The 21,916-nt window shown below is 71.2% G+C and carries 24 protein-coding genes and 1 pseudogene; 15 read left to right on the top strand and 10 right to left on the bottom strand.

The window, feature by feature from the left end:
• From kdpB to AB0K18_RS30755, 4 genes are read left to right on the top strand one after another with little or no spacing between them, the layout of a single operon-like run.
• A complete protein-coding gene (gene kdpB, locus AB0K18_RS30770; protein ID WP_364921099.1) occupies positions 1 to 2,091 on the top strand; it encodes a potassium-transporting ATPase subunit KdpB in 2,091 nt (696 codons plus the stop codon).
• Positions 2,092 to 2,901, top strand: coding sequence for a potassium-transporting ATPase subunit C (locus tag AB0K18_RS30765; protein ID WP_364921096.1), 810 nt, complete (start codon positions 2,092 to 2,094; stop codon positions 2,899 to 2,901).
• 1 nt (position 2,902) lies between these two features.
• On the top strand, positions 2,903 to 5,440 hold the full coding sequence (locus AB0K18_RS30760; protein ID WP_364921094.1) for a DUF4118 domain-containing protein: 2,538 nt from the start codon (positions 2,903 to 2,905) through the stop codon (positions 5,438 to 5,440).
• On the top strand, positions 5,437 to 6,105 hold the full coding sequence (locus tag AB0K18_RS30755) for a response regulator (RefSeq protein ID WP_364921091.1): 669 nt from the start codon (positions 5,437 to 5,439) through the stop codon (positions 6,103 to 6,105). Before AB0K18_RS30760 ends, AB0K18_RS30755 begins: the two co-directional genes overlap by 4 nt.
• A 133-nt stretch (positions 6,106 to 6,238) precedes the next feature.
• On the opposite strand, the gene AB0K18_RS30750 is transcribed toward AB0K18_RS30755, so the two are convergent.
• Together AB0K18_RS30750 and AB0K18_RS30745 are read right to left on the bottom strand one after the other, a co-directional pair.
• Positions 6,239 to 7,006 (bottom strand): SDR family oxidoreductase, encoded by a 768-nt coding sequence (locus tag AB0K18_RS30750; protein ID WP_364921089.1) that lies wholly within the window; start codon positions 7,004 to 7,006, stop codon positions 6,239 to 6,241.
• A gap of 90 nt (positions 7,007 to 7,096) precedes the next feature.
• A complete protein-coding gene (locus AB0K18_RS30745) occupies positions 7,097 to 7,744 on the bottom strand; it encodes a class I SAM-dependent methyltransferase (RefSeq protein ID WP_364921087.1) in 648 nt (215 codons plus the stop codon).
• Between the two features lie 71 nt (positions 7,745 to 7,815).
• Between AB0K18_RS30745 and AB0K18_RS30740 the strand changes: the two genes are divergently transcribed.
• Together AB0K18_RS30740 and nhaA are read left to right on the top strand one after the other, a co-directional pair.
• Positions 7,816 to 8,442: a TetR/AcrR family transcriptional regulator gene (locus AB0K18_RS30740; RefSeq protein ID WP_364921084.1), complete on the top strand. Its 627-nt coding sequence runs from the start codon at positions 7,816 to 7,818 to the stop codon at positions 8,440 to 8,442.
• A 95-nt stretch (positions 8,443 to 8,537) separates the two neighbouring features.
• Positions 8,538 to 9,776 (top strand): Na+/H+ antiporter NhaA, encoded by a 1,239-nt coding sequence (gene nhaA, locus AB0K18_RS30735; RefSeq protein ID WP_364921191.1) that lies wholly within the window; start codon positions 8,538 to 8,540, stop codon positions 9,774 to 9,776.
• Positions 9,777 to 9,791: 15 nt separating this feature from the next.
• Here nhaA and AB0K18_RS30730 read toward each other — a convergent pair whose 3' ends face one another.
• Both AB0K18_RS30730 and AB0K18_RS30725 read right to left on the bottom strand, forming a co-directional pair.
• Entirely contained in the window at positions 9,792 to 11,171 is a 1,380-nt protein-coding gene (locus tag AB0K18_RS30730; protein WP_364921081.1) for a pyridoxal-dependent decarboxylase, read from the bottom strand.
• A 117-nt stretch (positions 11,172 to 11,288) separates the two neighbouring features.
• Entirely contained in the window at positions 11,289 to 11,432 is a 144-nt protein-coding gene (locus AB0K18_RS30725; protein WP_364921188.1) for a VOC family protein, read from the bottom strand.
• A 269-nt stretch (positions 11,433 to 11,701) separates the two neighbouring features.
• Here AB0K18_RS30725 and AB0K18_RS30720 point away from each other — a divergent pair, with 269 nt between their 5' ends.
• Both AB0K18_RS30720 and AB0K18_RS30715 read left to right on the top strand, forming a co-directional pair.
• On the top strand, positions 11,702 to 12,118 hold the full coding sequence (locus tag AB0K18_RS30720) for a MerR family transcriptional regulator (RefSeq protein WP_364921078.1): 417 nt from the start codon (positions 11,702 to 11,704) through the stop codon (positions 12,116 to 12,118).
• Positions 12,115 to 12,597: a carboxymuconolactone decarboxylase family protein gene (locus AB0K18_RS30715; RefSeq protein WP_364921075.1), complete on the top strand. Its 483-nt coding sequence runs from the start codon at positions 12,115 to 12,117 to the stop codon at positions 12,595 to 12,597. The genes AB0K18_RS30720 and AB0K18_RS30715 overlap by 4 nt, the downstream gene beginning before the upstream one ends.
• Positions 12,598 to 12,679: 82 nt before the next feature.
• Here AB0K18_RS30715 and AB0K18_RS30710 read toward each other — a convergent pair whose 3' ends face one another.
• The gene (locus tag AB0K18_RS30710) at positions 12,680 to 12,874 is read right to left on the bottom strand and encodes a hypothetical protein (protein ID WP_364921072.1); all 195 of its coding nucleotides are present in this window, start codon (positions 12,872 to 12,874) and stop codon (positions 12,680 to 12,682) included.
• Between the two features lie 7 nt (positions 12,875 to 12,881).
• Here AB0K18_RS30710 and AB0K18_RS30705 point away from each other — a divergent pair, with 7 nt between their 5' ends.
• Positions 12,882 to 13,040, top strand: a complete 159-nt coding sequence (locus tag AB0K18_RS30705; protein ID WP_364921069.1) for a hypothetical protein — start codon at positions 12,882 to 12,884, stop codon at positions 13,038 to 13,040.
• A gap of 69 nt (positions 13,041 to 13,109) precedes the next feature.
• On the opposite strand, the gene AB0K18_RS30700 is transcribed toward AB0K18_RS30705, so the two are convergent.
• Together AB0K18_RS30700 and AB0K18_RS30695 are read right to left on the bottom strand one after the other, a co-directional pair.
• Positions 13,110 to 13,772 (bottom strand): response regulator transcription factor, encoded by a 663-nt coding sequence (locus tag AB0K18_RS30700; protein ID WP_364921067.1) that lies wholly within the window; start codon positions 13,770 to 13,772, stop codon positions 13,110 to 13,112.
• Positions 13,769 to 14,956, bottom strand: a complete 1,188-nt coding sequence (locus tag AB0K18_RS30695) for a sensor histidine kinase (protein WP_364921064.1) — start codon at positions 14,954 to 14,956, stop codon at positions 13,769 to 13,771. Before AB0K18_RS30695 ends, AB0K18_RS30700 begins: the two co-directional genes overlap by 4 nt.
• Before the next feature lie 192 nt (positions 14,957 to 15,148).
• Here AB0K18_RS30695 and AB0K18_RS30690 point away from each other — a divergent pair, with 192 nt between their 5' ends.
• The gene (locus tag AB0K18_RS30690) at positions 15,149 to 15,520 is read left to right on the top strand and encodes a DUF6223 family protein (protein WP_364921062.1); all 372 of its coding nucleotides are present in this window, start codon (positions 15,149 to 15,151) and stop codon (positions 15,518 to 15,520) included.
• A 76-nt stretch (positions 15,521 to 15,596) separates the two neighbouring features.
• Positions 15,597 to 15,965, top strand: coding sequence for a DUF6223 family protein (locus AB0K18_RS30685; protein ID WP_364921059.1), 369 nt, complete (start codon positions 15,597 to 15,599; stop codon positions 15,963 to 15,965).
• Positions 15,966 to 16,889: 924 nt separating this feature from the next.
• On the opposite strand, the gene AB0K18_RS30680 is transcribed toward AB0K18_RS30685, so the two are convergent.
• A complete protein-coding gene (locus AB0K18_RS30680; RefSeq protein ID WP_364921057.1) occupies positions 16,890 to 17,288 on the bottom strand; it encodes a hypothetical protein in 399 nt (132 codons plus the stop codon).
• Between the two features lie 284 nt (positions 17,289 to 17,572).
• Here AB0K18_RS30680 and AB0K18_RS30675 point away from each other — a divergent pair, with 284 nt between their 5' ends.
• The 3 genes and pseudogenes from AB0K18_RS30675 (at position 17,573) to AB0K18_RS30665 (ending at position 20,319) form a co-directional block, all read left to right on the top strand.
• Positions 17,573 to 18,559, top strand: coding sequence for a GlxA family transcriptional regulator (locus AB0K18_RS30675; protein WP_364921054.1), 987 nt, complete (start codon positions 17,573 to 17,575; stop codon positions 18,557 to 18,559).
• A gap of 157 nt (positions 18,560 to 18,716) precedes the next feature.
• Positions 18,717 to 19,355: an HD domain-containing protein gene (locus tag AB0K18_RS30670; protein ID WP_364921051.1), complete on the top strand. Its 639-nt coding sequence runs from the start codon at positions 18,717 to 18,719 to the stop codon at positions 19,353 to 19,355.
• 27 nt (positions 19,356 to 19,382) lie between these two features.
• A pseudogene (locus AB0K18_RS30665) lies at positions 19,383 to 20,319 on the top strand (catalase).
• Between the two features lie 103 nt (positions 20,320 to 20,422).
• On the opposite strand, the gene AB0K18_RS30660 reads toward AB0K18_RS30665, so the two are convergent.
• Complete coding sequence (locus AB0K18_RS30660; RefSeq protein ID WP_364921048.1) at positions 20,423 to 20,932, bottom strand: hypothetical protein; 510 nt, start codon at positions 20,930 to 20,932, stop codon at positions 20,423 to 20,425.
• Positions 20,933 to 21,084: 152 nt separating this feature from the next.
• Between AB0K18_RS30660 and AB0K18_RS30655 the strand changes: the two genes are divergently transcribed.
• Positions 21,085 to 21,450, top strand: a complete 366-nt coding sequence (locus AB0K18_RS30655; RefSeq protein ID WP_364921046.1) for a nuclear transport factor 2 family protein — start codon at positions 21,085 to 21,087, stop codon at positions 21,448 to 21,450.
• Between the two features lie 3 nt (positions 21,451 to 21,453).
• On the opposite strand, the gene AB0K18_RS30650 is transcribed toward AB0K18_RS30655, so the two are convergent.
• A complete protein-coding gene (locus AB0K18_RS30650) occupies positions 21,454 to 21,858 on the bottom strand; it encodes a VOC family protein (RefSeq protein WP_364921044.1) in 405 nt (134 codons plus the stop codon).
• Between the last annotated feature and the right edge of the window lie 58 nt (positions 21,859 to 21,916).

Here is a 21,916-nt window from a genome sequence, read left to right as displayed (position 1 = left end):
ATGGCGGCTCCCGTACTGGAGAGAGCGGGCGGCGGCCTGCTCGACCCCCGTCAGCTGATCGCCTCGCTGCCGGACGCGCTGCGCAAGCTCAACCCGGCCACGCTGTGGCGTAACCCGGTGATGTTCGTCGTGGAGGCCGGCGCGGTCCTCACCACCGTCCTCGCCGTCGCCGACCCGTCGTTCTTCGCCTGGGCGATCGTGGCGTGGCTGTGGCTGACCGTGCTCTTCGCGAACCTGTCGGAAGCGGTGGCCGAAGGCCGCGGCAAGGCACAGGCGGCCACGCTGCGCAAGGCCAAGGCCGGCACGACGGCCCGCCGGCTCAAGAGCCCGGACGACCCCGGCGAGTGGGACGTCGTCCAGGCCACCGAGCTGCGGCCGGGCGACCACGTGACCGTCGAGGCCGGCGAGGTCGTCCCCGGCGACGGCGACGTGATCGCGGGCATCGCGAGTGTGGACGAGTCGGCGATCACCGGCGAGTCCGCCCCGGTCATCCGGGAGTCCGGCGGCGACCGCTCCGCCGTGACGGGCGGCACCAAGGTGCTGTCCGACCGCATCATCGTCCGGATCACCCAAAAGCCCGGCGAGAGCTTCATCGACCGGATGATCGCCCTGGTCGAGGGCGCGAACCGGCAGAAGACGCCGAACGAGATCGCACTCAACATCCTCCTGGCCGCGCTGACGATCATCTTCCTCGTCGCCACCGTCACCGTGCAGCCGGCGGCCATCTACTCCATGTCCGTCAACCCGGGCGCTCCCGGCTCACCGGCCCTCGACGGCGACGGCGTCACCGGCGTCGTGCTGGTGTCCCTGCTCGTCTGCCTGATCCCGACCACGATCGGCGCGCTGCTGTCGGCCATCGGCATCGCCGGCATGGACCGGCTCGTCCAGCGCAACGTCCTCGCGATGTCCGGGCGGGCCGTCGAGGCGGCCGGCGACGTGTCCACGCTGCTGCTGGACAAGACGGGCACCATCACCCTCGGCAACCGGCAGGCCGCCGCGTTCGTCCCGGTGGACGGAATCGGCGCGAACGACCTGGCGGCGGCGGCGCGGCTGTCCAGCCTGGCCGACGAGACGCCCGAGGGCCGCTCGATCGTGCTGTTCGCCGAGCGGCGCCACGGCCTGCGCGAGCGGCGTCCTGACGACACGGTGAACGCCACGTGGGTGCCGTTCACCGCCCAGACCCGCATGTCCGGCGTGGACCTGGACGGCCGCCAGGTGCGCAAGGGCGCCGCGGCCGCGGTGCTGGCGTGGGTGCGCGAGGCCGGCGGCCACCCGAGCGAGGAGGTCGGTCACGTGGTGGACGGCATCGCCGCCTCCGGCGGCACCCCGCTGGTGGTCGCGGAGCGGGGCCGCGTGCTCGGCGTGATCCACCTCAAGGACGTCGTCAAGGAGGGCATGCGGGAACGCTTCGCCGAGATGCGCCGCATGGGCATCCGCACCGTCATGATCACCGGCGACAATCCGCTGACCGCCAGGGCCATCGCCGACGAGGCCGGCGTGGACGACTTCCTCGCCGAGGCCACTCCCGAGGACAAGCTGGCCCTGATCAGGAAGGAGCAGGAGGGCGGCCGGCTGGTCGCGATGACCGGCGACGGCACCAACGACGCCCCCGCCCTGGCCCAGTCGGACGTGGGCGTCGCCATGAACACCGGCACGTCCGCCGCCAAGGAGGCCGGGAACATGGTGGACCTCGACTCCGACCCGACCAAGCTCATCGAGATCGTCGAGATCGGCAAGCAGTTGCTCATCACGCGGGGCGCGCTCACCACGTTCTCGATCGCCAACGACCTCGCGAAGTATTTCGCGATCATCCCGGCCGTCTTCACCGCGGTCTACCCGGGCCTGGACGCGCTCAACGTCATGCGGCTCTCGAGCCCGCAGTCCGCGATCCTGTCCGCGGTGATCTTCAACGCGCTGGTCATCGTCGCCCTGATCCCGCTGGCGCTCAGAGGCGTCAGATACCGGGCGGCCGGCGCGTCCAAGCTGCTGAGCCGCAACCTGTACGTCTACGGGCTCGGCGGCATCGTCACGCCCTTCATCGGCATCAAGCTTGTCGACCTGCTCGTTCAGTTCCTCCCGGGGATGGGTTAAATGGACCGTATGCCCAGCTGGGTTCGCCTGCACGTGGCCGCGCTGAGGGCGCTGGCCGTCCTGACGATGCTGCTCGGCATCGTCTACCCGCTGGCCGTCACCGGCGTCGCGCAGGCGCTGGCCGCCGACCGCGCCGACGGCTCGATCGTCGTCAAGGACGGCAAGGCCGTGGGCAGCTCGCTCATCGGCCAGTCCTTCACCGGCGCCGACGGTGCGCCGCTGCGCGCGTACTTCCAGTCCCGCCCGTCGGCGACCGGCTATGACCCGGCCTCGACCGGGGCGAGCAACCTGGGCCCCGAGGACGTCGTGGACCAGGGCAGGACGTCGCTGCTCACTCGCGTCTGCGCCCGTTCCAAGGCGGTCGGCGAGCTGGAGGGCGTCAGCGGCGCCCGCCCGTACTGCACCCCGGACGGGGTCGGCGCGGTGCTCAAGGTCTTCCCCGGCCGGGCCGTCAGCGTCAATCAAGCCTGCCCGGCCGTCCCGTTCCTGCGCACGTACCGGGGACTGAAGGTGGAGTGCGCCAGGCCGGGCGAGGACTACGCGGCCGGCCGCACCGTCCCCGTCCGTGGTGACGTGAGCGCCGTGCGGGTCCCCGCCGACGCGGTGACGGCCGGCGGCTCCGGGCTGGATCCGCACATCTCCGTCGCCTACGCCGAGCTCCAGGCGCCCCGCGTCGCCCGCGAGCGCGGGCTCGACCGGGCCGAGGTCGAACGGCTCATCCGGCGGCACACCACCGGCCGGGCGCTGGGCTTCATGGGCGAGCCCGCCGTCAACGTGCTCGAACTCAACCTCGCACTCGACGGGAGGTGACATGAGGGGACGGCTGCGGATCTACCTCGGGGCGGCGCCCGGGGTCGGCAAGACGTACGCGATGCTCGGTGAGGGCCGCCGCGCGCGGGAGCGCGGCCGTGACGTGGTGGTGGGCCTGGTCGAGACCCACGGCCGTCCCCGCACCGCCGATCTCCTGGAGGGTCTGGAGATCATCGCGCGCAGGCCGGTCGTCCACCGCGGCGCCACCTTCACCGAGCTCGACGTGGACGCCGTGATCGCGCGCGGGCCGGCGGTGGCGCTGATCGACGAGCTGGCCCACACCAACGTGCCGGGCTCGAAGAACGTCAAGCGCTGGCAGGACATCGACGAGATCCTGGACGCCGGCATCGACGTCGTCTCCACGGTGAACATCCAGCACCTGGAGTCGGTCAACGACGTCGTCCAGGAGATCACCGGCGTGCCGCAGCGTGAGACCGTACCGGACGAGGTGGTGCGCCGCGCCGACCAGATCGAGCTGGTCGACATGTCGCCGGAGGCGCTGCGCCGCCGCATGGCGCACGGCAACGTGTACGCGCCCGAGAAGGTCAGCGCCGCCATGGCGAACTACTTCCGCGTCGGCAACCTCACCGCGCTGCGCGAGCTCGCGCTGCTGTGGGTCGCGGGCAAGGTGGACGACCAGCTCGGCCGTTACCGCGCCGACCACGGCATCGAGGGCACCTGGGAGACCCGCGAACGCGTCGTGGTCGCCCTGACCGGCGGCCCGGAGGGCGACACGCTGGTGCGGCGGGCCGCGCGCATCGCCGCCCGCACCAAGGGCGCCGACCTGCTGGCCGTCCACGTCACCAGCGCCGACGGCCTGGCCGGCGCCGACCCGGCGAACCTGGCCAGGCAGCGCACGCTCGCCGAGAACCTGGGCGGCAGCTACCACCAGGTCGTCGGTGACGACATCCCGCGGGCGCTGCTCGACTTCGCCCGCGGCGTCAACGCCACCCAGCTCGTCCTTGGCGCCTCACGCAGAGGACGGTTCGCGCAGATCCTCTCGCGCGGCGTCGGAGTGGAGACCACCTCCTTGTCCGGCTCCATCGACGTGCACCTGGTCCCGCACGAGGAGGCCAAGAGGGGCCGCCGGCGGCCGGAACGCAGCCGCGCCGCCCTCACCCGCACCCGCCGGCTGGCCGGATGGGCCGTGGCGATGACCGGCATGCCCGCGCTGACCGCCGCCCTGTCCCCGTTCCGCGACGTGCTCTCCCTGCCCAGCGAGATCCTGCTGTTCCTGTGTCTGGTCGTCGGCGTCGCCCTCATCGGCGGCATGTGGCCGGCGATCGTCGCCGCCGTCGGCGGCTCGCTCCTGCTCAACTGGTTCTTCACCTCGCCCACCGGGCGGCTCACCATCGCAGCGCCGGAGAACCTGTTCGCCCTGGTGGTGTTCGTCCTGGTCGCGGCGGCCGTCAGCACGATCGTGGACGTGGCGGCCCGGCGTACCCGGCAGGCCGCCCGCGCGAGCGCCGACGCCGAGGTCCTGTCAACACTGGCCGGTCACGTCCTGCGCGGTGAGGCAGCGCTGCCCTCACTCCTGGGACGGCTGCGCGAGACCTTCGGCCTCGACTCGGTCACCCTGCTCGAACGCGCCGGCGAACCGACCCCTGACGACCAGTCCGCACCCGGAGCCTGGCGGATCGTCGCCACCTCCGGCGCCGCCCCCTGCACCACGCCCGCCATGGCCGACACCGACGTCGCCATCGGAAACGACCTGGTGCTCGCCGCCCGCGGCCGGTTGCTGGATGCCAGCGACCGGCGGGTGCTGGAGGCGTTCGCCGCCGAGGCCGCCGTGGCCCTGCGCCAGGAGCGCCTCCAGGAGGCGGCCGAACGGGCCGGACCCCTGGCCGAGGCCGACAGGATGCGCACCGCCCTGCTGGCCGCCGTCAGCCACGACCTGCGCACCCCGCTGTCGGCCGCCAAGGCCGCCGTCGAGAGCCTGCGCAACGACGAGGTGGCCTGGACGCGGCAGGACCGCGACGAATTGCTCGCCACCGCCGACGAATCCCTGACCCGGCTGCACCGGCTGGTGGAGAACCTGCTCGACATGAGCCGCCTGCAGGCCGGCGTCCTCGGGCTGTCGCTGCAACCCGTCGCGCTCGAGGAGGTCGTGCCCCGAGCCGTGGACGACCTCGGCGCCCTGAGCGATCGCATCGAGGGGGACGTCATCGCCGGCCTGCCCGACATCGTCGCCGACCCGGCGCTGCTCGAGCGGGTGCTGGTCAACCTGATGGCCAACGCCGTCCGCCACAACCCGCCGGAAGCCAAGGTGCTGGTGACGGGCAGCCGGCACGACGACAAGGTGGAGATCAGGGTGATCGACCGCGGCCCCGGCATCCCGCGCGAGGACCGCGAGCGCGTCTTCCTGCCGTTCCAGCGGCTCGGCGACCGCGACAACGGCACCGGCGTCGGCCTCGGCCTCGCGCTGTCCCGCGGGCTGATCGAGGCCATGGGCGGCACCCTCACCCCCGAGGAGACGCCGGGAGGAGGGCTGACGATGATGGTGAGCATGCCCGTCCACGGCAGGATGGAGCCGTCATGACCAAGATCCTCGTCGTCGACGACGAGCCGCAGATCCTGCGCGCCCTGCGCATCAACCTGGCCGCCCGCCACTACGAGGTCGAGGTCGCCGCCGACGGCTCCTCGGCGCTGCGCCAGGCCGCCCAGTGGCACCCCGATCTCGTCGTCCTCGACCTCGGCCTGCCCGACATCGACGGGACGGATGTCATCCACGGCCTGCGCGGCTGGACCCGGGTGCCCATCGTCGTCCTGTCAGGACGTGCCGACAACCAGGACAAGATCGACGCTCTGGACGCCGGTGCCGACGACTACGTGACGAAGCCGTTCAGCATAGAGGAGCTCTTGGCCCGCATCCGCGCCGTCTCCCGCCGCGCCACCGTCCAGGACACCGAGCCGGCCAGCATCAGCATCGGCGAGCACACGGTGGACCTGGCCGGCAAGACCGTCTCCGGCGGGCTCCGGCTCACCCCTACCGAGTGGCACATCCTGGAGATCCTGCTCCGCAACCCCGGCAAGCTGATCCCCCAGCGCTACCTGCTCACCGAGGTCTGGGGCAGCCAGGCCGTCAAGGAGACCCACTACCTGCGCCAGTACATGGCCCAGCTCCGCAAGAAGCTCGAACCCGACCCCGCGCACCCCCGGCACCTGATCACCGAACCCGGGATGGGCTACCGCTACACCCCTTGAACCGTGCTGATCGGCGACATCCTGCACACCACCGCCGACGATCTGGCCTTCGACGCCTCCAGCGCCCGCCTTCGCCGACGCCCTGACTCACGCGATCCGCTGTCCTTCGCCCACGCATCTCCTTTCCTGGGCGTCAGCCGTGGGCGGGCAGGCCGCCCATGGCGCTGAGGGTGGTGCCGTTGACGTAGCCGGCGGACGGGGAGGCGAGGAAGGTGATGGCGGCGGCGATCTCCTCGGCGTCCGCGAGGCGTCCCAGGGCGACCGATCGTCCCGCGGCTTCGAAGGCGTCGCCGAACGCGGCCGTCCCCTCCGTACGGGTGGGGCCGGCCGCGACGGCGTTGACCCGGACGCCCGCCGGGCCGTACTCCGCCGCCCAGGTCCTGGTGAGGGACTCCAGGGCGGCCTTGGTGGCGCCGTAGACGCCGGTGCCGTGGCCGGGCGTGGTGGCGGCGCCGCTGCTGACGTTGACGATCGCGCCGTGCCCGCGCTTGGCCATGGCGGGGGCCAGGGCCTGGACGAGCAGGTACGGGGCGCGCAGGTTGACCTCGACGTGCGTGTCGAAGGTCGCTCGGTCGGTGTCGGCGGTGTGGGTGAAGTGGAAGACGCCGGCGTTGTTGACGAGGATGTCGACGTGCCCGGCGCGTTCGGCCAGCGCCGTCACCTCGGCGGGCCGTGTGAGGTCGGCTGGTTCGAAGCGGGCCGAGCCGCCCGCCTCCTCGATCCGGCTCAGGGTGGCCTCCGCACGCTCGCGGTCGCGGCCGTGCACGATGACGCGGGCGCCGAGCCCGGCCAGAGCCAGGGCGGTGGCGCGGCCGATGCCCGCGGTGGCTCCGGTGATCAGCGCCGTCCGGCCGGTGAGGTCGGCGGTCGCTGCGGTGATCAGTGCGCGGTCCTTGTTCACTGTGGCTTCCTGTCGGTAGGGGTTGCTCCGTGACCAGGGTCGGGGCGGCGGCGCGTCACTCGCAAAGCCGTTTGCCACATCGGCAAAGCGCTAGGGTCGGCAGCTGATCTCCATGCCGTCCTCCACGGGGAAGGAGACGGAGACGTAGCCGTGCGCGGGGTCGCGGACGTAGGCGAGGTAGTCGGCCATGCTCTCGAACGTGATGTCGTCGGCCACCACGAGCGCCCCCGGGGCCAGGCGGTCTTCGAGCAGCCGCAGCACCGGCAGGCACAGCTCCTTCCAGCCGTCGAGCAGCAGCAGGCCGATCGGCCCCGGCACCTCGGCCAGCGTCTCGAGGGCGTCGCCGGACAGGATCGTCACGTGCTCGGCCAGTCCTGCCTGCTCCAGGTTGGCGCGCGCGGCCTTGACCTTGACGTCGCTGAGCTCGGTCGTCCAGACGTGGCCCGTGCCGTTGTCGGCGACCGCGGCGGCCAGGTGGAGGGTGGAGATGGCGTACGAGGTGCCGAACTCGACGATCGTCTCGGGGCGGCCGTTGCGCGCCAGCGCGTACAGCAACCGACCGCCCGCCCGGGAGATCGGCATGTACTCCCCCGCCAGCGCGTCGGCGCGCTGCCGCGCGGTCGCCTCGGCGTACGGGATGTCGAGCGGCCAGGGGGCGGGGTCGGCCTCTTCGCGGTCGGCGGCGGCGAACAGCCGGTCGAGGAGTCGAGCGGTTTCCGGCTTCGTCAATGTGTTCATGACCCCTACCGTAGACGCACCGTTGCGTCTAGACAAACTGCTAAGGTCGGACGCGTCGAAGGAGGGAGCCCATGGGCGGCACCGCGCAGAAGCACCGCGGCAACCGGTACGGCCGCAGCGAGGAGGCGCGCCAGAGCGTGCTGGAGGCGGTCGACGACCTGCTGGTGGAGGTCGGATACGCACGCCTGACCATCGAGGGCATCGCCGAGCGGGCGGGCGTGGCCAAGCAGACGATCTACCGCTGGTGGCCGTCCAAGAACGACATCCTCATGGACGCCTTCGTCCAGGACGCCGCCGAGGCGCTCATCCCGTCCGACACCGGCGACCTGCGGCATGACCTGCGCACCCATGCCCGCAACGTCGCCGCCTTCCTCACCGCCTCCGACGCCGGCGCCGTGTTCCGCGCCCTCACCGCCCAGGCCCAGCACGACCCGGCGCTCGCCGCCCGGCTGCAGGCCGAGCACCTCGGCAAGCAGCGCGGCTACGACCGGCTCCCCTTCGAACGCGCGCTCACCCGTGGCGACCTCGACCCCGGCATGGACCCCGGCATGGACCCCGGCATGGACCCCGGCATGGACATCGACCTGGCCGTCGATCAGATCATGGGGCCGATCTACTACCGCGTCCTGGTCACCGGTCAGCCCGTGACGCAGGAGTTCACCGACACGCTGGTGGACGCCGTCCTTTCCAGAGGCTGAGCGTTGTTTGCGTAGTTTGATAGGGTTTTAGGTGGTGTGCCGGGAAGCCTGGTCGGCGAGTGTACGTCCTGTTCCCCGACCACGAGCGGAGCTTCATGCCCGGCACGTCCACCACGCCATCCCGCCCTGCCCGGAATCTGTTCTACCGTTCCGAGGCCCGCCGCATCGCCGGCATCCTGCGCAAGGAGACCATCGGCGGCGCGCTGCTGCTGGCCGCCGCACTCGTCGCACTCGTCTGGGCCAACTCGCCTTGGGCGCAGACGTACGAGGACCTGCGCGCCTTCGAGGTGGGCCCCGCCGCGCTGCACCTCGATCTCGACCTGGCCACCTGGGCCGCTGACGGCCTGCTGGCGATCTTCTTCTTCGTGGCGGGGCTGGAGCTGAAGCGCGAGTTCGTCGCGGGCGACCTGCGCGACCCGCGGCGGGCCGCGGTGCCGGTGGCCGCCGCCTTCGGCGGGGTCGTCGTGCCCGCCCTGGTCTACCTCGCGATCGCCGGCGGCTCCGGCGGCGCGCAGGGCTGGGCGATCCCGACCGCCACCGACATCGCGTTCGCGCTGGCGGTGCTGGCCGTGATCGGCCGCTCCCTGCCCGACGCGCTGCGGACCTTCCTGCTGACCCTGGCCGTGGTGGACGATCTGATCGCCATCGTCGTCATCGCCCTCTTCTACACCGCACACCTCGCGGTGCTGCCGCTGCTGGGGGCCCTCGTCCCGCTGGCGGTCTTCGCGGTGCTGGTACGGCGCGGCGTACGGGCCTGGTGGCTGCTGCTGCCGCTCGCCTTCGCCACGTGGGCCCTGGTGCACGCCTCCGGAGTGCACGCCACCGTGGCGGGGGTGCTGCTGGCGCTGACCGTTCCCGTCGCGGCGCGCCCAGGCGGGGACGCGACCGGGCTCGCCGAGCACTTCGAGCACCGGTTCCGTCCGCTCTCGGCCGGGGTCGCCGTGCCCGTGTTCGCGTTCTTCTCGGCCGGGGTGTCGCTGGGCGGGCTGAGCGGGCTGGCCGGCACGCTGACCGAGCCGATCGCCGCCGGCATCCTGGCCGGGCTGCTCATCGGCAAGCCTCTTGGCATCCTGGGCGCGACGTGGCTGGTGGCCAGATTCAGCCGCGCCACGCTGGACGAGGGGCTGGGGTGGATCGACATGGCGGGGCTCGCCGTGCTGTCCGGGATCGGGTTCACCGTGTCGCTGCTGATCGGGGAGCTGGCTTTCGGTGCGGCGGAGGTGGCGCAGGTGAAGGTGGCCGTGCTGACCGGGTCGGTCGCGGCGGCGCTGGTGGCCATGGTGATCCTGCGCCTGCGCGCCCGTACGCACGCCGCCGCTGTCCAGCGGGACTGAAGCGGGGCTGCGTGCTCAGCCGGCCGCGCGTTCCAGGGCCTTGGCCGCGCGGTCGACGTCGGCCTCGGTCGTGCGCCAGTTGGAGAACGCCGCCCGCAGGGCCGGGACGCCCGCGTACTCGGTGGTGGTGACGAACGCCTCGCCGGACTCCGCGACCGCGCGGGCCACCTCGCCGGCGCGTTCGGGGGCGTCGGCGAGGGTGAAGCAGACGACGTTCAGCCGGACCGGGGCCAGCAGCCGGTACGCGGGCATCGCGGCCAGACGCTCACCGAGGCGGGCGGCGAGCGCGATGTCCCGCCGGACGATCTCCGCGTGGCCCTCCCGCCCGTACGCCGCCAGCGTGAACCAGGCCGCCAGGGCCCGCAGCCGCCGCGAGTTCTCCGGCGTGAGGTGCAGGAAGTCGGGCCGGTCGCCGAGCGGGCCGAGGTAGGCGGCCGAGTTCTGGAACACCCGCGCCTGGAGGTCGCGGCGGCGGGTGAACTGCGCGGCGCTGTCGTACGGGACGTTCAGCCACTTGTGCAGGTCGAGGCAGATCGAGTCGGCCTCGCCCAGACCGTCCACGAGGTGGGCGTGGTCGGGCGAGAGCGCGGCGAAGGCGCCGAAGGCGGCGTCCACGTGCAGCCAGAACGGATACCGCTCGCGCAACGCGGCGATCGCCCGCAGGTCGTCGTAGTCGACGGTGTTGACCGTGCCGGCGTTCGCGACCACGATCGCGGGCTCGCCGTCCAGCTCGCGCAGCGCCGCTTCGAGGCTCTGTACGTCCACCGCCTCCCTGCCGGGCAGCACGCCGACCCTGCGCAGCGCCAAACGGCCGAGCCCGAGCATCGACAGCGCCTTGCCGATGCTGGAGTGCGGCGTCCCGGACAGCACCCGCACCGGCCCGAGCGCGGCCAGCCCCTGCTCGGCCACCGAGACGCCGCGCCGCTCCCCGGCCCACTCGCGGCCGATGGCCAGGCCGGTCGCGTTCGACATGGTGGCGCCGCTGACGAACGCCCCCTCGTGCGCGCCCGGCAGCCCGAACAGGTCGCGCAGCCAGCCGACGGTCTCGCGTTCGAGATCGGCGGCCGAGGAGTCGACGCCGCTGTCGGCGTTCTGGTCGTAGGCGGCGGTCAGCCAGTCACCGGCGAGCGCGGCCGGCGTACTGCCGCCGACGACGAACCCCAGGTACCGGGGGCCGGCACCACCCGAGAACCCGGCCGACCAGCGCCGCTCGAACACCTCCAACGCACCCCTCGCCCCGGCCCCGCGCTCCGGCAACGCGACCGCCTCCTGCGGCGTAGGCGGCGGCCCGACCGGCCGCTCCCCAAGCCCCGCCAGGAACCGGGTGGCGTGCTCGCGCACCTCGTGAAGCAGTCCGGGCAAATCGGCGAGATCGTCCCTGAGTCGTGGGTTCATGGGCCCAGCGTAGAGAGCGCGGCCCCACGGATGAGAAGTCAGCCCGCACCACCCACCGAACGCGTGCGAGCCCGTGCCGGCGCGAGTGGGCGCGCCCTCCGCGCGGGCCGGTGTGGTTCAGTGCGGGGTGGCGGGCTCGAAGAGTTCGACGAGGTTTCCGGAGGGGTCTTCGAGGAGGATCTGCCGGCCGCCGGGGCCCGGGACGACCTCGCCGCGGAACGACAGCCCGGCGGCCCGGAGCCGGTCGATCTCCGCGTCCAGGTCCTCGTGGATGAGGTGGACGCGGTTGCGGCCGGGCGGGGTGCCCTCGGGGTGGCGCGGGCGCCGGAGCTGGGCGGGCCGTCATCGCAGGGCGCCCCCGAGACGACGCACTGGAGCCTCCCCGGCCCGGCGGCCCCCGGCCAGGGCGGCTACCCGGCGTTCGTCCGTACGGCCGACGACCTCACCGCCCGCATCCGGTTCCTGCTGCACGCCCTGAGCGTCTGACCCGGCTTGACTTGGAGCGCGCTCCAACTTCTACCGTTCGTCCCATGAGTGACGGACATGCCCGGCCACAGGAGCAGCCGACCCTCACGATCGCCCAGGTCGCCGCGCGCACCGGCCTCACCCCGGACACCCTGCGCTACTACGAGCGCGCCGGGCTGATCGAAGGAGTCGGCCGCACCCCCGGCAACCAGCGCTGCTACGCGGCCTCCGACCTGGACTGGCTGGAGTTCCTGCTGCGGCTGCGCGAGACCGGCATGTCGATCAGCGACATGCAGCGGTACGCCCGGCTGCGCGCCGCCGGCGACGCCACCTTCGGGGACCGGCTGGCCCTGCTCCGCGAACATCAAGCGGAGCTGGACGAGCGCATCCGCGGCCTGCTCCGCAACGCCGCCGCCCTGGGCGACAAGATCAAGCACTACGAGACGCTGCTCGACCAGCAGCCGGAAACGGATCGACCATGACCACCGACCCCACCACGGGACCCACCACAGACCCCACCGTCGCGACCGCAGATGGCACCACCTCCGCCACCTCGGACAGCACCGCCGAGACCCGTCAGGAGCGTTTCGAGCGCGGGATCGAGGTACTCAACCGCGTCGACGGCGAGAGCGGGCAGCGCGTCATCGACGCACTCGCCGACGTCAACCCCGAGCTCGGCCACCAGGTCGTGGCCTGGGGCTTCGGCGAGATCTACGACCGGCCCGGCCTGTCGCCACGCGACCGCCAACTGGTCACCCTCGGCATGCTCACCGCCCTCGGTGGCTGCGAACCCCAGCTCGACGTGCACATCAACGCGGCGCTCAACGTCGGCCTCACCCGCGACGAGATCGCCGAAGCCCTGCTGCACACCGCCGTCTACTGCGGCATGCCCAAGGCCATCAACGCCACCTTCGTCGCCAAGAAGGTCTTCGGCGAACGCCGCCTCCTGAAGGACTCCTAGACGGCGACGGCGTCCAAGTCATTCCCTACTTCCGCCTGCCGTCCGAAGAACCTCGGATTTCCGCCTGCCTTCGGTAACCGCGTCAGGGGCGCAGACGGTGGAACAGCTCCGGCTCGGGGGCACAGACGAAGGCCTCGTCCCAGTCGAGAACCGCCACCAACCGGCCGTCCCGGGCCAAGGTGTTGCCGGTGTAGTAGTCGTAGAGCGCCCTGTGCAGCCGGGCGAGCAACACGAAGCTGTCCGGCCTCGCGGTCGAGGTCACCGACCAGGACCGCATCAGGCCCATGCTGATCGCGCGCGGCCTCAGCCCGGACGCCTTCAGCGCATCGCCCTTCTTCACGGCCGACATCCGTGAGGTCGTCCTGACACAGCTGGAGGGCCCTGCCATGGTCATCGACCTCTGGCGCCCCGGCCACGGCCTCCAGCGCCTCGACCGCTCATAGCCTCGTCGCATTGAGGGAACGGCCGGTCCCGTCCGCTGGGCGATCACGACCGTTCGAGCGCTCATGGCCTCACGTCGGGGGAATGACCAAGCCCGTCTGGTAGGCGATCACGACCAGTTGCGCACGATCGCGTGCCCCCAGTTTCGTCATCGCGCGGCTGACATGCGTCCGCGCGGTGGCCGGGCTCAGGAACAGCCGGGCGCCGATCTCCTGGTTGCTCAGCCCCTCCCCCACCAGGGCCAGCACCTCGCGTTCGCGCTCGGTCAGCACCGCCAGCCGGTCCTCCGCGACCCGGACGGCCGTCCGCCGGGCCGTGAACTGGCCGATGAGACGCCGCGTGATCCGGGGTGCGAGCAGCGCGTCGCCGGCGGCGATCACCCGGATGGCGTGCAGCAGCTCGGCCGGCCCGGCGTCCTTGAGCAGGAATCCGCTGGCCCCCGCCTGCAGGGCGTCGAAGACGTACTCGTCGGTGTCGTACGTGGTCAGGATCAGCACGCGGACCTGCTCCAGCCCGCGTGTCCCGGCGATCTCGGCGGTGGCCTGGATCCCGTCCACGTGGGGCATGCGGATGTCCATGAGCACGACGTCGGGACGCGTGGCCAGAGCCCGTTCGACGGCTTCCGCGCCGTTCTTCGCCTCTCCGACGACCGTGATGTCGTCCTCGAGGTCGAGCAGCACCTTGAACCCGGACCGTACGAGCCCCTCGTCATCGGCGAGCAACACCTTGATCACAGCCGCACCTCCGTCGGCGCGAGGGGCAGCCGCGCCCTGACCTCGAACCCACCGCCCGGCCTCGGCCCGGCATCAAGCTCCCCACCCAGCAACCTGCAGCGCTCCCGCATCCCGACGATCCCCCGCCCCGACTCGTCAGGCGGCTCCACGACGGTGCCCCGGCCTGCATCGGTCACCCGGACCTCCAACGCTTCAGGCCCAGGATCGAGCACCACCGTCACCCGGGTCGGACCGACGTGGCGGACGACGTTCGTGATCGACTCCTGCACGATCCGGTACGCCGCACCGCCCACCGCACTCGGCAACGGCGTCGCGGGCGAGCTCTCCTGGACCTCGACGTCGAGGCCGGCCGCGCGGGCCTTGGCGACCAGCTCCCCGACCTGCTCCAGCCCCGGGTACGGCTCCCGCCCCTCCTCATCGTCATCCCGCAGCACCCCGAGGATGGCCCGCATCTCCCGCAACGCCCGCGAACTCGTCTGCTCGATCGCGCGCAGCGCCTCCCGCGCGACGTCCGGCCGCCTGTCGAGCACGTGCGCCGTCACCCCGGACTGCACGTTGATGATCGCGATGGCATGCGCGACCGTGTCATGGACCTCACGCGCGATCCGCAGCCGCTCGGCGTCCACGCGTGCGCGCGCCTCCTCCTCACGCGTCCGCTCGGCCAGCTCGGCCCGCCGCTGCGCTTCGGCGGCGATGACCTGCCGGGACCGTACGGACTCACCGAGCGCCACGCTCATGACGGAGGCTCCGATCCGGAAGTACACCCACCCGATGGCCGCCGGCGGCTCGACATCGGCCGCGGCGACCAGCCAGACAGCGGACAACACCGCGACACCCACCCCGGCGATCACCAACGACCGCCGCCCGTCTCCATAGGCGGCCAGGGTGTAGAGCGCGAGAAAGAGCGCCAGCCACCCGGGCCCATCAGGAAAGTCGAGCACGTAGTAGATCACGCTGGCCAGCGCCGTGACCACGAACACCGGCACCGGCCACCGCCGGCGAACCGCCACGACCAGCCCACTGACGACGAGCAGGACGTACCCGAGATCGCCGAGGTCGGTGAGCGGCCGCAGCACCACCTCACCGGCGTTGCGCACGATCGTGCCCTGCACCTGCATGACGGTGATGAAGAGCGCGATCAACGCATCCTGCACCGCCACCGGCAGACGCCACGACTGTTTCATGCCGCGATCCTACGATCGCCGCCGCTGGAACCACCTCCCCCCGCAGGCCCGCCCACCTACGGCAACGGACGTACCGACCGCGCACCCACCTACGCGCGCCTGCGTAGCAGCCGCCATCCACTGCCCGAAGCGACACCCCTTTCATCGGCGCGACGCTCGTAGGGCAACAGAACCTCGGCGAAAGGACGTCCCATGTCCCTCCTGCTCGCACTGACCTCACCCGTCTGTACGTCGGCCGCAGAATGCGCAGGCCAGGGCGTCGACACCTTCCTCGGCACCCCTGAACGAATCTGGGCCAGCGTGGCCGCCCTGGTGGCGCTGGGCAGCACGATCATCGGCTGGCTGGCACTGCGCGACGCCGCCCGGTGGAAAGCCCTCGCGGCCCTGACCTTGGGAATCGTCGGCGGCCTCAACGGCGCAGTGAAACTGGCCATCGCCGACGGCGGCCTCGGCACCGGCAACGGCGTCTTCGGCGCGGCCATGGCCCTGGCACTCGGGCTGCTCGGCGCCTTCCTGGGCCGCTCGGCCCTGAACCGCGCCCGCCGCCCCGAAATGAGCCGCTGACCTCGGCAAGGACCAGACCGAGACGCTGCGATCCAAAAAACTCTGCTTCGGCATTCACCCGATTGAAGGAACCCTCATGTCCATCCTTGCCACGCTGACGCTCGAGACAACAGCGGCGCACCTCCTGGCCCAGCCCGTCGACGCCTACGCCCTGACCACGGGACGCGTCTGGTCCGTGGTGGGCGCAGTGCTGGGCCTGGCCGGCATCGCCATCGGCGGCCTGGCCCTGGCCCGCCCCACCGGCCGCCTCGGAAGGAGGGGCGCGGCCATCGCTCTGACGGCGGGGCTCGCCACCGCGGTCATCGGCGGCTGGATCATCGCCGCCGCAGAAGGCGGTCCTGGCACGGGGTACGGCATCGTCGGCGGCTACGTAGACCTGGTGATCGGCCTGATCACCCTCATCCTCGGCGCTCTGGCGTTGATCCGCTCCCGCCGAACCACCTGACCCGCCCGCTGGATCGTTGATGTGAACTTCGCTGATCGTCTGCAGGCACAGCGAAGGGCGTCCAAGATCGGTGCGTGAAGACTGAGCTGGACGCCCTTCTGACGGCACTCCATGTCCATCTGGACGATCATGTGATTGCAGCTGCGAAAGCTGGGCCCGCAGATGTCGGCGGCGGCCTTGTGGCCGGCCCGCCAAGTCCCGACCTGGCACGAACCGCTCCGGCTGATGGACGGCACCCCGGTCCGGTGCGGCGCCTCCCGGGTGACGGTCAACCGGTCAAGCCGACCCTCACACCACACGGCGTGGACGCCGAGTTCGTCGTCGATGACGCCGTACCTCGTGAGCAGGTCATGAAGGTTTTCGATGACGGGCATGTCCTCAACCGGTCTGAGAGGGCGGGGCGAGGGGTGGGCGAGTACGGGCGGCAGGGCGGGGTCCACCAGGGCGACGGGGTTCGCCCGGCAGAAGTAGGACGGGATGAGCGTCAGCTCCGCGCAGGTGGATCTCCCGGCCGGCTCCCGCCGGGCAGCCGACCTCCAGTACGGGAGGACGCCGGCGCATCGTCGGTGTCAGGTGGCCGAGCAGTTGTTCGGCGCCGCCGATGAGCAGGTGGCGTTGCCTTGACGGCACGTTCCGTGGCCAGTGCGCGGTCCACCTCGGGCCAGTGGTGGGTGAGCCCGGCACGCCAGTGGCCGGTCGCGTCCCGGACGAACCGCCGCATGGCTGCCGGATCGCCGCGGGCGAGCTCGTCCAGGTTCGCCGAGGGCAGGCCGCCCGGACATGGGCTCCGGCCGCCCACTTCCGGCGGGAAGGAACCCGTATCCGGCCGACGGCGGTGAGGGCCCGGGCGAGTCCGGTCGCACCGGGCCACAGCGTGCTGGTGCGACCGGAGAAGCCGGCCGGGGGCCTCCCGTACGCCCCGGGCTACTTCTTGGAGAACCCGGCGTTGACGTAGTTGACGCCTTGTCCCCAGGCGCCCATGTGATCGGCGACGATCTCGTTGACGGCGTCGTACGTTTCCCCGCGCGCCCAGTCTCGCTGCAGTTCCGACAGCACGCTGGCGGTGCTGACGGGGACGATTCCCCGCTGACTCATGCGGACGATGGCTGCATCGTGAGCCGCGGTGCTGGATACGGTGGGCGGGTTGAACAGCTTGCCCAGCTTGGCGAGGGCGCTCACGTTGTTCACCAGACTCTGGGGATCGGCGCTGCGAGCGCCGAAGATCATCTGGGGCTGGTGGTCGACGAGGACGAGAGCGACGTCCTCGGTGTTGAACAGACTGCTGACGGCCCTGTCGGGCAGGTCCTGCAGAGGGCTGGTCATGGTGGATCTCCACTGCTTGCGAAGTTGCCAGAAAGTAAGTGACTATCCATTGGTTAGTCACTTGCCCTGGAGGCGGCCGTGCGGGAGCTGTCCATCTGGGCCGAGACCTGGCTACCCGTCGAGGAGACGCCGGCCGCGGCCTCGTGATACCAGTCACGGCGGGTCGCTTCGGCTGAAGTACCCGTTTCGGGATATGAGGCACTTGACCATAGGTTTCGTGCTCGAGCCCCGCATCCCGGCATCTCTGACTCCTGTCGGCGAGGGGTGTGACGAGGGAGGAGATCATGAGGGGTGACCACCGTGTCGTGTTCGTCGTCTTCGACGGCATGAAGATGCTCGACATGGCCGGACCGGCCGAAGTCTTCGCCGAAGCCAACCTGTTCGGTGCCACGTACGCGCTGCGTCACGTCTCGCCGTCCGGGAAACCCGTCCTGACGTCCACGGGGTTTGAGCTGCCTGTGGATGGAACGGCTGAGGACGAGCCCGAACCCGACACCGTCATCGTCGTGGGCGGCGACGCGCTGGTGAGCCAGCCCGTGCCGCCCGACCTGATCACCACGATCCGGAGCCTCCGCCCGCGCGCCCGCCGGCTGGTGTCGATCTGCACGGGCACCTTCGCGCTTGCCGCGGCCGGGGTGCTCGCGGGCCGTCGGGCGACCACCCACTGGCGGCACGCCCGGCTCCTGGCTCGCGCCTACCCCGATGTCCAGGTGCAGCCCGAGTCCTTGTTCGTGGAGGACGACGGCGTCTTCACCTCCGCCGGAGTGTCGGCGGGTATCGATCTGGCGCTCTTCCTCGTCGAACAGGATCACGGCGCTGACCTGGCGCGCGATGTCGCCCGCAGTCTCGTGATGTTCATGCAGCGGCCCGGCGGGCAGTCCCAGTTCTCGGCTCCGCTGGAGGTCCGGCCGCCCCGTACCCCCACGCTCAGGCGCGTCGTGGACCTGATCGCGGCGCAGCCGGCACTCGACCACAGTGTGGGCAGGCTGGCCGCGCTCGTCGCGGTCAGCCCCCGTCACCTGGCGAGGCTGTTCGTCACCGAGCTGAACACGACTCCGGCCAAGTACGTCGAGCAGGTGCGGCTGGACCACGCGAAGGTCCTGCTGGCCGCGGGGCACGGCGTGGCGGAGACGGCGCAGGTGGCCGGTTTCGGCAGTGCCGAGACCATGCGCCGGACCTTCACCGCCCGCCTTGGCATCTCGCCGAGCCAGTACCGCGCCCGGTTCGCCACCACCGGCCCGGGCATGCGGGAGCCGGGCAAGGATCGGTGAGGGCACCGGCGAAGACCAGGTGACCGCTGGGTGGGGGTGACGGCGTCCGTGTGACGTCAGAATCTGTGCGATGGATGGCAGTTGGCGCTGTGCGCCGGGGCGGTGGCGGCTCGTAAGACTCGAAGCAGTCCACTTCGCCAACCGCCAAGGAACCGTCATGCCGCAGACCATCGCAGGAATCACCGTTCCCGACACCGAGCTGGTCAGGGAGGCCACCTCCCTCGTACGGGCGGTCACCGACGAGACCCTCTTCGACCACTCACGGCGGGTGTTCCTCTGGGGGATGCTCAAGGCGGCCTCCCGCGGCCTCGAGGTCGATCCCGAGCTCGCCTATGTGGGAGGGCTCTTCCACGACCTCGGCCTCACCTCCGCCTACGCCACCAGAGATCGGCGTTTCGAGCTCGACGGTGCGGAGGCCGCGCGGACGTTCCTGCTCGACCACGGCCGCAACGAGAGCCAGGCCCGCGATGTGTGGCTGGCGATCGCGCTGCACACCACTCCCGAGGTGCCGCTCCGGCTCGCGCCGGAGGTCGCGGTCGTGACCCTCGGGGTGGAGACCGACGTCCTGGGCCTCGACCTCGACGAGATCAGCGACGAGCAGAGAGCCGAGGTCCTCGCGGCACATCCGCGGCCGGACTTCAAGAAGCGCATCCTGCGAACGTTCTACAAGGGCATGGCCGACCGTCCCGACACCACCTTCGGAACCATGAACGACGACGTGCTCGCCCACTTCGACCCGTCCTTCTCCAGGAAGGACTTCGTCCAGATCATCCAGGACAACGCCTGGCCCGAGTAACGCGCCAGCCACCACGAAGGAGATCTGATGGCGTCCGAAGAGAACACCGACCCGCTGACGACCGCGGCCGGAGCACCGGTCACCGGCAACCAGAACAGCATGAGCGCCGGGCCCCGAGGCCCGCTGCTGCTTCAGGACCTGTGGCTGATCGAAAAGCTCGCTCACTTCGCCCGTGAGGTCATCCCCGAGCGGCGCATGCACGCCAAGGGCAGCGGGGTCGCACGGGCGCGACCTGTACGAGGCGATCGAGCGCGGCGAGTTCCCGAAGTGGACCCTGTACGTGCAGATCATGCCGGAGGCCGACGCGGACACCTACAGCTTCCACCCGTTCGATCTCACCAAGGTCTGGAGCAAGAAGGACTACCCGCTCATCGAGGTCGGCGAATTCGAGCTCAACCGCAATCCCGACAACTATTTCGCCGACGTCGAGCAGGCGGCCTTCACCCCCGCCGATCTCGTCCCCGGCATCTCCTACAGCCCCGACGAAATGCTGCAGGGCCGGTTGTTCTCCTACGGGGACGCGGCGCGCCACCGCGTCGGCGTCAACCATCACCAGGTCCCGGTCAACTACCCGCGCACCACCCACCTGGTCAACAGCTACCACCGCGACGGAGCGATGCGAGTCGACGGCAACCAGGGCGGCATCCCGGGTGTCGAGCCCAACAACTTCGGGCGGTGGGCGGATCAGCCCGCCTACGCCGATCCCGCCCAGGCGATCAGCTCGACAGCCGATCATTTCGACTTCCGGGAGGACGACGACGGCTACTTCGCCCAGCCCGGAGATCTGTTCCGGCTGATGACGGCCGACCAGCGGCGAGCGCTCTTCGAAAACACCGCGCGCGCGATCAAGGGCGCACGAAAGGAAACCGTGCACAAGCACATCGAGAACTGCACCAGGGCCGACTCCGCCTATGGTGCGGGCGTACGGAGGGCCTGCGAAGCCCTCAGAGTGCTTTGGCTTTGAGAGGGGCGCCTTCGTAGAGGCTGCTGAGCTCCCGGGCTGGGATCGTAGGCCCAGGACGCGTTGTGCAGGAAGCGTCCGGAACTCGGGAGGAACGGCTCCGGCGTCAGCCCCGCGGTGGTGACGAAGCGCCTCTCGCCGAGCACCGGCGCGCCGGCGTCGCCGAGGTCGAGCGTGCGCACTCGGCGCCGTGGTCGTCGTCGTCCGCGCCGGTGAAGAACATCGCCCAGGTGTAGGTCTTCGCGCCGGCGCCGGGCGCCGTGTAGGTGAACCGTCCCTTGATCACGTCGGGATCGCAGATGTGGTACGCCGCCCAGCTCGGTGTGGCCGGATGGTGCTGGGCGTCCCCCGGCTCAAGGCGGGGCCGCAGCGCCACCTGGGTGGAGCCCCAGCTGTACGACCCGTCCTGCCGGCGGGTGCCGACGTTGAACAGGACGTGGTCGTGGGTGGCGGCGAGCGCGTTGCCGCTCCGATAGCGGGCCGAGCCCGGACATGTCCCTCCGGGTAAGGGGACGCCCGACGAGCTGACGGCGGGGCCCAGGCGTACGCGGGAAGCAGCGTGAGGCAGGACGCGACGAGGGTGAGTCGGCGACGATCGACGCGCGGCGATGAACATGGCGGGAGTCGTTCGCGGTGAGCCGGTCGGGGGCGGGCAGTCGCTCACTCTACAGATCATGAGAACGCCCACCCCGCCGCTCCCGGCTTGCCCGGCGGCGGTTCGGCGCGCAAGGTGGAGGCACCGATCTTCACCGACAGGGGATGGTGGGCATGTCCGACGATGAGGTACGTCACGTTTTTCAGATCATCGACGCGTTCGACCCGGACGACATCGCGAAGTTGATGGCCGAGGACGGCACGATGGTGTTCGGTAACGCCGACCCGATGGTGGGCCGCCAGGCCGTCGCCGACGGGCTGCGCGCGTTCTTCACCACCATCGCGGGCCTGCGGCACCGGATCGTCAGGCATTGGCGGGTCGGCGCCGACACCATCGCCGAGACCGAGGTCACCTACCGCCGGCTCGACGGCCGGGACGCCCGCGTGGTCGCCGTGTCGATCTGGCGCACCCGCGACGACGGCCTGATCTCGGACTATCGCATCTTCGTCGACGTGGCCCCCGCGTACGCGACGGCCTGACGCTCACGCGAAGTCCGCCGCCGTCATACCCGGGGGATGGCCGGGCGGCCACTGGACGAGTTCGATCCGGTAGCCGTCGGGGTCGGTCAGCCACGACGTCCAGAACCGCTCCCCCAGTTCCGACGGCGGCTCGGCCGTGACGCCCTTGGCCGCGAGGCCGGCGATCGTGGCGTGGAGGTCGTCCACCTGGATGACGAGGTGGTCGACGGCGCCGATGTCCTCGACCGGCCTGGCGGGATCGTGGACGAGTTCGAGGCTGACGTACGGGTCGCCGGGCAGCTTGAGCATGGTCAGGCTGCCGGACTCCGTCTCGGGGACCCGTCCGACTTCGGCGTACCCGACGGCGGTGTAGAAGGCGAGCGAGCGTTCCAGGTCGGTGACCCGCAGCCCGAGGTGCAGCATGCGCATGCCCGGCAGACTAGGGCCCCGGCCTGCCAGGCGCATCGGGCGAACCACGGCAAGTCCG

The sequence above is a fragment of the Nonomuraea sp. NPDC049421 genome (assembly GCF_040677005.1).
GTDB lineage: Bacteria > Actinomycetota > Actinomycetes > Streptosporangiales > Streptosporangiaceae > Nonomuraea > Nonomuraea salmonea.
Note: the sequence above shows the minus strand (reverse complement) of the source record. Positions and strands in the feature narration are given on the sequence as shown.